The 12,596-nt window shown below is 50.3% G+C and carries 6 protein-coding genes; 4 read left to right on the plus strand and 2 right to left on the minus strand.

Going from position 1 to position 12,596, the window contains the following annotated elements:
- Window positions 1–19: 19 nt before the first annotated feature.
- Together C5O19_RS11020 and C5O19_RS11025 are read right to left on the minus strand one after the other, a co-directional pair.
- Window positions 20–1,102 carry a glycosyltransferase family 9 protein gene (locus C5O19_RS11020; protein ID WP_104712065.1) on the minus strand — a complete coding sequence of 361 codons (1,083 nt, stop codon included), beginning with the start codon at window positions 1,100–1,102 and terminating at the stop codon, window positions 20–22.
- A gap of 9 nt (window positions 1,103–1,111) precedes the next feature.
- Complete coding sequence (locus C5O19_RS11025) at window positions 1,112–2,974, minus strand: HAD-IIIA family hydrolase (protein ID WP_133163347.1); 1,863 nt, start codon at window positions 2,972–2,974, stop codon at window positions 1,112–1,114.
- A 1,114-nt stretch (window positions 2,975–4,088) separates the two neighbouring features.
- Between C5O19_RS11025 and C5O19_RS11030 the strand changes: the two genes are divergently transcribed.
- The 4 genes from C5O19_RS11030 (at window position 4,089) to C5O19_RS11045 (ending at window position 12,565) form a co-directional block, all read left to right on the plus strand.
- Window positions 4,089–6,470: a GAF domain-containing protein gene (locus C5O19_RS11030; protein ID WP_104712067.1), complete on the plus strand. Its 2,382-nt coding sequence runs from the start codon at window positions 4,089–4,091 to the stop codon at window positions 6,468–6,470.
- A 97-nt stretch (window positions 6,471–6,567) separates the two neighbouring features.
- Window positions 6,568–10,218 carry a BamA/TamA family outer membrane protein gene (locus C5O19_RS11035; RefSeq protein WP_104712068.1) on the plus strand — a complete coding sequence of 1,217 codons (3,651 nt, stop codon included), beginning with the start codon at window positions 6,568–6,570 and terminating at the stop codon, window positions 10,216–10,218.
- Between the two features lie 50 nt (window positions 10,219–10,268).
- Window positions 10,269–11,441, plus strand: a complete 1,173-nt coding sequence (locus C5O19_RS11040) for a Pycsar system effector family protein (RefSeq protein WP_104712069.1) — start codon at window positions 10,269–10,271, stop codon at window positions 11,439–11,441.
- Window positions 11,442–11,833: 392 nt separating this feature from the next.
- A complete protein-coding gene (locus C5O19_RS11045) occupies window positions 11,834–12,565 on the plus strand; it encodes a ferritin-like domain-containing protein (RefSeq protein ID WP_104712070.1) in 732 nt (243 codons plus the stop codon).
- The last annotated feature ends 31 nt before the right edge of the window (window positions 12,566–12,596 follow it).

Below are 12,596 nucleotides of genomic sequence, written 5' to 3' on the forward strand. Positions count from 1 at the left end.
ATGGATTGAGTCGCTGCGGTTATACCGCCTTTTCTACGGGACGCATTACAGCCCGTACCGACTCGACAATTCGTTGGGGCGAGGCCTTCGGCTCGGCTGTACCGGGAAACTGCTGTAATAGCACGTTTCGGGAACGTAGGGCTTCGGGCACTTCGAAATACAATACCCGGTTTTCGACCAGCCAGGGCGTATGCTGCGGGTTGGTCATGGCGTACAAAACCACCACTGGCGTCCCGAGGGCGGCGGCGATGTGTACCGGCCCCGTATTGTTGGAAACCAGCACCGGAGCCTCGGCCATCAAGGCGATAAACCATTCGAGCGATAGATCACCCGCTAGGGCAAAAGCCCGGTTACCCAGGGTTTGCTGTAAGGTGGCGACGTAGTTTTTTTCGGAAGCGTTTCCCGTCAACACCACCTGAAAAGCTTGCTCCTGAATAAGTTCCTGACAGGCTTCCAGATAGCCTTCAGCCGGATAGCGACGTTTCTCTTCACTGACCCCGGCGTGCAGCACCAGCCAGGGTTTGTCGCGATGCAGACCGATTTGATCCAGATACGCCCGAACCCGTGGTCGGACGTTTCCACTAACGCTAACCGATAAACGTTGATTTTCGGTAATGCATCCAATCCGGGCGACCAGATGCAGTTGCCGTTCTACTTCGTGACGGGTGGCGTACAGAATTTCAGGATCCGGTACCCAATCCGACATTAGCTGATAAGGATTTTCCCGGCAGTAGCCCAGCAATCGCGGGATACTCGCCAGGTAACAGATCAGAGCGGTCGGCAATGGATTTTGACTCTGTACAGTAAAGAGAATGGCTCCGTCGAAATTCCTTGCTTTCAATTGCTGCACCAGATCGTTTACGGCCGTGGAAGCTTCCCCCGAAGCCCCTTTCATCCACGGAACATCGAAGGTCATCACCTCATCAACCTCGGGAATAAACGAAGCAATGGCCGCCCCTACGGAGGAAGTCAGCAAGGTGAGCCGAACCTGTGGGAGCCCTTCTTTCAGGGCCCGAAACGCGGGCGTCGTCATCAGCACATCGCCCATGTTATCCAGCCGGATGCACAACAAGTTGCGAGCGTTTTGCCACGTCTTTGTCATAGCCTTGTCCTACGCTTGAATGGGTCGTTGCAGCAGTCGCGGTGCCACCGGAATCACGACTGGATTCAGGATGCTATCGGCCATTTCTTTCAGGGATTGAACCGTGTGCGTAGGCGTCCGGAATTCCCCCGGCACCCATTCGGTTTCGTTGCCGTTGTTGATGAGTACGGTCCGACAACCCGCCCGGCGGCCCGCCTCAATGTCGTTGAGAATATCGCCCACCATCCAGGATTCGGACAGGTGAATGCCGTGTTGCTGGGCCGCTTCCAGAATCATTCCTGGCAAGGGTTTTCGGCAGGTACAGTCAATGGCGTACGAAGGTACCGAACCCTGCGGCGAATGCGGGCAATAGTAAAATCCGCTCAGTTGCACGCCCCAGGGCAGTAACAGTTCACGAATGCGACTTTCCACGCCCGTCAAGGCCTCTTCCTGAAAAAATCCCTTCGCCACACCCGACTGATTCGAAACTACAAAAATCTGGTATCCGGCCCGCTGGAGGCGAGCCAAAGCTTCTCCCGCGTCAGGGTACAGGCGGATTTTTCGGGGGTCAACGTTGTAAGGAATATCGGGAATGAGCGTTCCATCTTTGTCGAGAAAAATAGCCTTCTGACTGCGACGATACGGACGAAAGGTCGGCAGAGCGTACTGTTCGTACAATTGAGCCGTTTGCCGGGCTACTTTTTCCCAGGTAAACTGAGCGTGTACGTTTTGTAAAGCCTTTTCTTTTAGTGAAGTAGACAGTATTTTATCCGACAAGACCTCGTTTAATTTTTCGGCCAGAGCCTCGGGATCTTTGGGTGGTACCAGCAGGCCGGTTTCGCCGTCGGTGATGGTGTACTTGATGCCACCCACATTGGCTCCAATGACCGGAGCACCCGAGGCCATGGCTTCCAGCGGCGTAATACCGAAGGGTTCGTACCAGGGCGTGGTTACGAAGACATCCGAAGCACTGTAATAATACCGAAGCAGAGCCCGGTCTTTCCGGCCCACAAAGGTTACCAAATCGGCAATTCCTTCGGTTTCCGCCAGTTGCTGTAACCGACCAATTTCGGGCGTGATGACCGGATCGGGCACATCCGATTCCCCGCCCACAATGACCAGACGAGCCTGCTGACCGTACTGCTTTTTCAGGCGAGCCAGAGCTTCGATGACGGTAGCCACTCCCTTCCGTGGCACCATCCGGCCTAATTGTAAAATGATTTTCTCGTCGGCGGGAAGGCCTACTTTAGCCCGTGCCCGCTTTTGATCGGTGATGAAAAATTCGCCGGGGTTAAAGCCATTCGGGATAATCGTTAGCTTATTCGGATCGGCGTTGTACAGCGTCAGCAGATCGTCGCGGTCCTGCGGGCACAGAGCAATCACCTGATCGGCTTCACGAATGACCCAGTCTTCCAGATCAAACCGTAAAGCGGGAAATTTATCGCTATCGCCCTGAATGAGTCGCCGGACTTTTCCCAAGGCATGGAAAGTAATGACAAAGGGAATACCAAGCATTTTTTTCAAATCAGCGGCGACCATTGCTGACAGAAAGAAATGGGCATGAACGAGTCGGTACGGATGCCCTTCGCGTTTGGAAAAACGTAGTACCTCCGCCGTAAACTCCGGCATGTAGGGTAAAAAATCTTCTTTCGGCAGAAAGGTCTTCGGGCCCGCTTTTACGTGCACCACCCGAATTTGCGGTTGCCACTGAATGACCTGCGGCAGCTTTTCATCCGCCCAGCGGGTAAAGATGTCAATGGTATAACCCAGATCCGCCAGGTGCTGAGCCAGCTCGGCTACGGCGATATTCTGCCCTCCGGCATCCACGCCGCCGCAAATGGCCAATGGAGAAGCATGGTCACTGATGAGTGCAATTCTGTACTTAGGTTCCATAAATGCGAGCAGGAGTTGGTACGAAAAACCTTCCAAAAGCAAATCCCGGCGGGCGACTTACTTCTTAGAATTACTTGTATAAAAATCGGTTTTATCAGACAGGGTTTACTTCGAAAAAGACCCATACCATCTCCTAAATTACTTCTTGCACTTACGCTTCATAAGTACCAATTTTACTTCTCAATAACCCTACAATTACTTTCCCAAATACTGGAAAAATAGAATAGTTAAGTTTACCATTTTACTAAATTACAATCTCAAAAACAGTTAATACCCCTAAAGATAAGCCCGATAAAGGTTCACCTCTATCATTGCAATACTTAGCTATAAATAGCTCGTATTCTTCGAATACTTATACATCTTTCACTTTTATAAAAAGGGGTCACATACCTAAAATTTACGTCAAATTTTAATCTCAATTTTAGATTTGAGCCTACATAGTCCTTGAATTTGGATTTTATAAGCAGCAGTAAATTTTAAAAAATAGTAATAAAGAAGAAGTTATCTTATCCGTTACTTACGGTTTGTATTAAACGTGAGCAGATCATATACCCATAGATTTAGGGTGATTTCAGAATAGTTTTAGAGGTCTGTAGACTACAGTCAACAGAATGAGGAATATGTGTTTGATAAAGAGATTTTAATTACTCAAAAAGCATTATATTTCTTCCCTATCATAAAAATAAAAATCTTTTTAATTCACCCTTATAATTTGTTTATAATTCTTAATAATCTACATTAATAGCTATAAAACTCCTAATTTTAATAATAAATAAACCCGTTAAATTTAAGGGGTATCACAACAAATATTTACTGTTAGTACTGTATTCTAATAGAAAAGTTAATTAAAAACCACACAACTTATTATAAGACAATTTCAAGATAAATTTTAATTTTTATAGTTAGAGTCATTTTTAGACCAGTGAGCGAATTTTTGAAACCACTCCTACCTTAGTGTACAATTTCTTTACACTTCGCTGGAGCGTACAGACCGACCAACCCACTTTTCGTACATTCCACACGATATTTTGAGAATATTTGAACCCAAAGTCAAAAGTTTAGATTATATACTTCAATACTAACTCCTTGTTTACGTACTAATCATCCATATCGTATGGATACGACTGCTATACCCCCTGAAGTAGCCGAGTTTCCGGTACAGTTCAGGTTATCCTTTAAACCCTTTATTGCGTACTTACAGCAGCAAAAGGGTTCTACGTCCACGAGTGCTGCCCGCTCGCACGTATTTGATTACTTACTTCAACAATTTACGCCACTCATTTCCGAAGATTCTATTGACGAAACGTATACGCCACAGCAATTGGAAGACATGGCTCAGCTACTCAAGCTGAGCGTATTACCCTTATTGAGTAACGAAAAGGAAATACCCTATGGCTTTGGATTGCCGATTCCGCTAGACTTGTTTCATGCTTCGGATTCATTCAACGCTCTTTTGCATACGTTTGAAGGGCTGGAGATGGACGAGGCTCATAATCACAAAGAGAAGCTACGGTTTCTGTACCAGCTGATTCTGAATAAGTGCTACGGCGTTCATTTTATCAAGGAGCTTACGCCTTCGCTGTCGTTTCAGCGAGTCGTCAATGGCGTTACGAAATTCTATCGTTTAACGATAAACGTCAATTTCGTCGAGCCGCAACACCAGGGCTCTGCCTTGCCGCCTCTACAGCCCGAATGGACGGAATTCGCTAAAGGTCATCGTACCCTGGATCGCGTACCTTCGCCCCTGTTGCTCGGAGAATTTGTTCTCAAAGGATTTTGCGTTTTTCTGATTGAAGACATTACCGAGGAAAAGACTATTCAGCAACTCAAAGAGGTGTTTGTACACTTGCAGAGTGATTCGGAGGAGATGATCTATCGCCGCTTCGAAAAAGCCATGCGAGATTTGTGTGGGCAACCCGACATCCGGATTGGTCTAATGCCCTTCATCAAAATTAATCAGCAGTACGTTTTTCACCCCGATTTTGGTAGTCGTAGTGTTGTACTGGCGATGGCCGATTTTGAGAAAACCTGCGGCGAAGCCTGGGTGGAAGGCAGTCAGCAGACCATGCAGGAACGCATTGCCGAGCGACTCGCTCAACACGATTACCCGCACGTTTTCTGTAACCTGAATAAGTTTTCGGAGCCCGAGTTACAGCGGCTGGTCTCTAATGGCCTGCAAAGTTTTATTCTGTATCCCATTAAAGCGGCGGATCAGGTCGTAGGCGTGCTCGAAATTGGTAGCCCCAACGCTGATGCTCTGGACGACGAAATTCTCTTCAAGGTCGAACGCGTCATTCCGCTCGTTCGGGAATTATTACTCTTCCAAATCAGCGAATTCAATAAACGCATTCAACGGCTGATTCGACAAAAATTCACAACCTTGCAACCGGCCGTTGAATGGAAATTCAACGAAGTAGCCTGGCAGTATCTGCGGGCTGGTGGCAAAAAACCGGCGGATCGGGAAGCGGCCCGCATTCGTTTTCCCCAAGTATATCCTTTATACGGAGCCATCGACATTCGAAATTCGTCACTAGAACGGCACTGGGCCATTCGTACGGACCTGAGCCAGCAATTGGATTCCGTTGCCTCGCTCTTGCAGGAACCCAGTCTGGATTCCGAGCGATCCCAGCCATTACAGCAGCAAACCCGGTACTGGCGGGAACAGCTACTCGAAGATCTGACGCCCGATACGGAAGAAAGCATTCTTCTCTTTCTCTCGCAGCAGATTACCCCGTACTTCCGTCGTTTGCAGCTCGATTCCAAAACACTGGAACCGGCCCTTGAATACTACTTCCAGCAAACCGACCCGCAGACGGGTGATTTCCACCAGGCTTCCCGGAATTACGAACGCAGTCTGGATTGGATCAACGCCGCCGTTAACGGGTATATTGAGCAGGAAGAACAGCAATTACAGGCCGTTTATCCGCACTATTTTGAAAAATACCGGACTGACGGTATGGAGTACAATATCTACGTGGGGCAGTCGATTTCCCCGCAAAACCCCTTCGTAGCTAATGACTTACGGCGGTTACGGTTGTGGCAACTGACGTCGATGGTGGATCTGGCTCAGCTCACGCATCGGTTGTTACCACACCTGCCGCGACCCCTGCAAACGACGCAGTTGATTCTGGCTCATTCCCAGCCCGTGAACATCAGTTTCCGGGAAGATGAACACCGCTTTGACGTAGAAGGCTCCTACAGCATTCGGTACGAAGTCATTAAAAAACGGATTGACAAGGCCCTCGTTCGCGGTACGAACGAACGCCTGACCCAACCCGACCACATTGCCCTAGTCTATACCCATCAGCAGGAAATCGCGGATTATCTTCCCTTAATCACTTTATTACAGGAACAGAACCGGATTAGCCCTACATTGGAATACCTCGACCTGGAGCCTTTGCAGGGCGTTGTCGGACTAAAAGCGATTCGGCTGGCCATTCAGTACGAAGACGCCATCGTAGTATCAGAAAATGAGCTGATGGTCGCTCAATCCTAGGTAGATAAACCGTAGCTTTGGCCGTCCCGGATTCGGGACGGCCATTCATTGCTGACAACGAAGCGGTACCGCCTTTGTGTTTCACCTTTCATCCTTTATGCGTACGTTCTTCTTCCTCCGCCGAAGCCTAATTCTACTGCTGGTTTTTGGTGGACTACTTCCGATACGGGCCCAGCAGGCCCGACCCGACTCCGTCGTGCATCGACTCGTACTTATTGGGGACGCCGGACGCCTCTACAAAGGCAAAAATCCGGTGGTAGATGCGGTCCGGGCCCGGTATTCCTTCGACGATCCACAGACAACAATGCTGTACCTTGGCGATAACGTGTACCCGCACGGCTTATCCGACGAAGCAAGTCCGGATTACGATTCCCTGACGACCATTCTGCGTTACCAAGCCCAGCTCGGCATTGGGAAAGCGTCTCAGGTACTGTTCATACCGGGGAATCATGATTGGAGCAAGGACCATCCCGACGGCTGGGAGAAAATCAAACGCCAAGGTCGCTGGCTCGACAGCCTGAATTCGCCTAACATCCGTTTGCTTCCCGCGGGCGGTTGCCCCGGTCCTGAACTGGTGGAGCTAAACGATCATCTGGTTCTGATCATCGTTGATACGCAGTGGTGGCTACATCCCAACGATAAACCCGGCAGAGATTCGGACTGTGCTTGCAAAACCGAAGATGAAGTCGTCACGCGACTCTCGGAGTTAGTATACCTCAACCGTGACAAGGGAATCATTCTGGCGACGCACCAACCCTTCCGCAGCTACGGCATTCACGGGGGCTATTATACGCTCAAGCAGCATATTTTTCCATTTACCGATATTAACCCTCACCTGTACATTCCGCTACCGGTCATTGGATCGATTTATCCCATCGCCCGGGGCGTATTCGGTACCGTACAGGACTTGCCCAATCCGATTTACAAACACATGGCTCGGGTACTGGAGAAAGCAACCCAGCCTGCCCCTAACGTCGTCTTTGTCTCGGGACACGACCATGCTTTACAGCATATTGTAGATGGGAACCGGAATTTTATTGTCAGTGGATCAGGTATCAATCGGGAACGGGTCAAAAAGGGCAAGAAGGCTCGTTTCGTTAGTGGTGAATGGGGCTACGTAGTCCTCGACGAACTACGCGACGGCCGGGTACAAGCCGCGTTCTACACCGTCGACGAAGCCGCTCAGGCAACCCTGGCTCATACGGCCCAGATCTACAAAATTGACCGCAAGACCACGCCAGATCATGCTCGAATTCGGGAAAAATCCTGGCCCGATTCCGTAACCGTAGCCATTGCTCCGGATTACGATAGCGTGAGTACGCTGCATCGCCGACTGTTCGGAGAAAACTATCGCAAAGTCTGGGCGACCCCCGTCACCCTACCGGTATTCGACATTACCAAAGAAAAAGGAGGCTTCAAGATTCTCCAACGCGGCGGTGGGCAACAAACCAAATCCCTGCGGCTGGAAGATGCTTCGGGAAAAGAGTGGGTGCTTCGTACCATTCAGAAGGCTCCCGAAAAAGCCCTGCCTGCGTACCTACGGCAAACCGTGGCGAAAGACATTATTCAGGATCAGATTTCGGCGGCCTTCCCCTTCGCCCCCCTGGCGGTATCCACGCTGGCGGAAGCCGCTGACGTACCGCATGCCAACCCCAAAATAGTCTATGTACCCGACGATCCGGCTCTGGGTGTCTACGGCGTTGATTTTGCCGGTACGGTCTGTTTACTCGAAGAACGCAATCCGGTTACCGAAAAAAGCCTTAGTACCCCCAAGCTCATCGATGCCCTGCAAAAAGACAATGATGACCGCGTCAATCAGCGGGCCGTCGTTCGGGCCCGTATGCTGGATTTATTGATGGGCGACTGGGACCGGCACGAAGATCAATGGCGGTGGAGCAGTCGGAAAACCAAAAACGGCAAGGTGTACGAACCCATTCCCCGCGATCGTGATCAGGTCTTTTTCAAGTCGGGCGGACTGTTTCCCTACATTGCCGCCCGTTCGTGGTTACAGCCCAAATTCCAGGGTTTCCGCGATCACCTGCACAACGTGAATGGCTTCATGTACAACGCCCGGTACTTCGACCGGATGTTTTTGCAGGAGCTTAGTCAGCAGGACTGGCAGGAAGAAATCACCGTTCTGCAGGGCAAGCTGACCGATGCCGTACTCGAAGCCGCCGTCCGGCAGTTTCCCGATCCGATCCAGAAAAGTTCGGGAGCTGATATTCTAGCGACGCTCAAAGCCCGCCGGGCCAATCTGCTCGGCGAAGGCCTCACCTATTACCGGTTCCTGGCCCGGGCAGTCGATATTCCTGGCAGTAATAAAGCCGAGCGTTTTGAGGTGGAACATCAGCCGGATGGCCGCGTGTCGGTCCGGGTGTACAAAATCGGCAAGGATAGTACGCTGAAACAGCAATTGTACCACCGCGTGTTTGACCCAGCCGAGACGAAGGAAATTCGCTTGTACGGTCAGGCGGGTACCGACCAGTTTGTCGTGCGCGGTACGGCTTCTTCCGGTATAAAAATACGCCTCATCGGTGGCGAAGGCATCGACCGATTTGCCCTTCAGGACACGCAAAAAAGTCAAACGCAGGTGTACGACCTTCGTACGGAAGCCAATGTCTGGCCCGAGCCCCAAACGGCTCAAGTACACGCCTCCAGCGATCCCACCATTAACGCTTACGACAACCACGCTTTTAAGTACAACCGCTTGGCTCCACTGGCCTCAGCGGGCTTTAACTTGGACGATGGTATCCTACTGGGAGCCGGATTTCAGTTTACCAAACACGGCTTCCGCAAATCACCCTACGCCTCCATGAACCGGCTGCTCATCAGCCACGCCCTGGCTACGGACGCAACGGCCATCAAGTACGACGGTATTTTTACGCATTTACTGGGTAAAAACGACCTCTGGATCAACGCGTACCTGCGGGCTCCCGATAACGTGACCAACTTTTTCGGCATTGGTAACGAAACGGTTTACGAAAAAGGACGGAAAATTCGTTATTACCGCACCCGCTACGATTTAAGTACGGTATCGGCCCTGCTCAAACGTCGGTTGGGACAACACTTACAGGTGATGGCGGGTCCAGTTTTTCAGTATTTTAACGTAGATATGGAGGATAATCAGGGGCGATTCCTGGAACGCTATTTAGCTGAAAATAATGCACCCTTTTTGCGGCGACAGTTTTACGGCGGTTTGCAGGCGAGTGTCGTCATCGACAACCGGAATAATCTTACCCTTCCTACCCGGGGCCTGTACTGGAATACGACGGCGATGACCTTACAGGGTTTTGGCGACCAACGAAACCACATGACACAGTTGAGTACCGACCTGACCGTTCACGCCAGTTTCTCGAACGCCGCTCGTATCGTCATTGTCAACCGGATTGGTGGGGGACTGACCTATGGTAATCCGGCCTTCTATCAATTACAGTATCTAGGTGGACAGGACAACCTGCGGGGCTTCCGGAAGTACCGTTTTGCGGGAGAAAAACAGGTGTATCATAACCTCGAAATCCGGACGAAGCTGTTTAATTTTAACTCCTACCTCTTTCCGGGCACCGTGGGGCTCACGCTTTTTAACGACCTTGGACGGGTCTGGGTGAAAAACGAGAACTCTCAACGCTGGCACGATGGGTACGGGGCGGGGCTGTACGTTTCGCCAGCCAGTCTACTCATTTTCAACGCATCTGTAGCGTTTTCGAGGGAAGGAACCCTACCCTACGTTTCCGTAGGATTCCGCTTTTAAGCAAAAGTTGACTTATATTACCAGCCAGTATTTTTCTAAACCGAGTCGTAATGACTGATCCCTTAGTATCGAAAGCGGAAGCTCATGTGCTGCGTCTGTACGACGAACATCCCACGCCTTCACTGGCCTACCATACGCTTACCCACACACAGGAGGTCGTACAGGCTGCTGAGGCCCTGAGTCATCAGTATCAGTTGAACGAAATGCAGTACCGGACGGTACTCGTGGCCGCCTGGTTTCACGATGCGGGCTATTTATTCAGCCCGAAGATGCAACACGAGGAAAAAAGTGCCGAGCTGGCAACGGCATTCCTTCACAGTGAAGGACAGTCTGCCGAGCTAATTGCCCAGGTAGAAGGTTGCATTTTGGCGACCCGAATGCCCCAAAAGCCCCACAATTTACTGGAAGAAATTATCTGCGATGCGGATTTGTCGCACCTGGGTAGCGTCGATTACAAAGACAAAACCAAACTTTTGCGGAAAGAAATAGAGGCCATGAAAGGCATCCAGATTTCGGGAAACCTCTGGCGAATGGGCAATATTGAATTCATCCAGTCGCATCAGTATTTCACACCCATGGCCCGAAAAATGTTTGACGCAACGAAAGCCGAAAACTTGCGGCGACTACTGGATAAGCAGGCCGAAAAAACCGACGCACCTACGCAGCCACTTGTCGCGGAAAAGAAAAAGAAAGACCCCGAACGCGGGATCGAAACCATGTTCCGGACGACGTCCACCAACCATTTACGCCTGAGTGAAATTGCCGACAGCAAAGCCAATATCATGATTTCGGTCAATTCCATCATGGTTTCGGTGGTGGTATCGGTCTTGTCGCACCGGCTGGAAAATCACCCGCAGTTGATTCCGCCCACGGCCATCTTTCTGCTTACGGCTGTCCTGACCATCATTTTTGCCGTACTGGCCACGCGACCGAACATTACCCGGGGCACGGTGAGTATGGATGACATTCGGCAGAAGAAAGCCAACCTGCTGTTTTTCGGTAATTTTTACAACATGACCCTGGAAGATTATGAACGCGGCATTGATGCCATGATGAAGGATAGCGAATTTCTCTACGGTAGCATGACCCGCGACATCTACCACCTGGGCGTCGTACTGGGCAAGAAATATAAGCTCCTTCGCATCGCCTATAACATTTTTATGTTTGGGTTTGTCGTATCCATTCTATCGTATCTAATTGTATTTACGTTCCTGGAAGATTAACCTTTAAGGCCATCCGGCTCGTCGGATGTTGTTCCATACGGCAATAGATTCCCCACGCTAGGGCTTACCTATAGTCTACTGCGTTTATTCTCCTTCGTTGGTTCGCTGGTATACCTTTTTCTAGAAGTATACCAGCGTTTTTTGTTTCCCCTTACGAAAAACGGTACGTCAAGGCTGCCTCCTTTAGCCCTAAACTAAAGCGGCGGAAATTGCCCCTTAGGCGTACAGGTCATTAGCATCTTTTATTCAGTTACTCAAAAAATAGTGAATGCTTGTACATTCTTTCAATCGTGCCTAGTCCGCCCGAGGGGTATTGCTGCGTACGAGCCTGAAAAAGTGCAACGTCTGAACCCTTGAGTATTTATCCTTTTTCATCTTTTTTAAACCGTTCTATGAACCAACTTTCTACGGGTTCAGCCGCATCGGGCGGCTCGAACAAGGGGACTTCTGCTGTAGGTCGCCGCACCTTTCTTCGTTTTGCCGGTTTGTCTTCCATTTCAGCTCTTACGTTAACCACGTTAGCCTGCGAAGACCACAAGCCCATCGTATATGATCCCAATTTCATTGATTTAGGATTTGGCGATGTGGGCATTATGAACCTGTCGTATGCTCAGGAGCAACTGGAAGTAGCGTTTTATTCAACCGTGATTGAAAGCCCTGCCTTTAATCAACTGTCGGCGGAAGAAAAAGCTCTGTTCGTGGATCTCCGCGACCGGGAACGTACGCACCTAGAGCTGTTTCGTTATCTGCTGGGAGACAAAGCCATTCCAATGCTGACGCCGAACTTCGACAACATCAAGATTGGCTCGCGTGAAGAAATCCTGAAAACGGGCCATACCTTCGAAGACTTGGGCGTTGCCGCTCTGAACGGAGCGGGCCGGTTTGTAACGGACATGGAACTGTTGAATCTTTCGGGTAAAATCGTATCGGTGGAAGCTCGCCACGCGGCTCTGCTCCGCGATCTGCTGCATCCGCGATCTAACATGCCAGGCAGTTTTGCCGGGGATGACATCATCACGCCTGATACGGGTCTGGATCGGGCCCTGTACCCGCAACAAGTGGTCGTGCTGGCTCAGCCCTACATTAAAGAGCGAATCACGGCGGAGCGGATTCCCGTTCAATAGCATCGGCCTTTTTCTATCTACTTACTACTTG

Origin of the sequence: Siphonobacter curvatus (assembly GCF_002943425.1) — a bacterium.
Classification (GTDB): domain Bacteria; phylum Bacteroidota; class Bacteroidia; order Cytophagales; family Spirosomataceae; genus Siphonobacter; species Siphonobacter curvatus.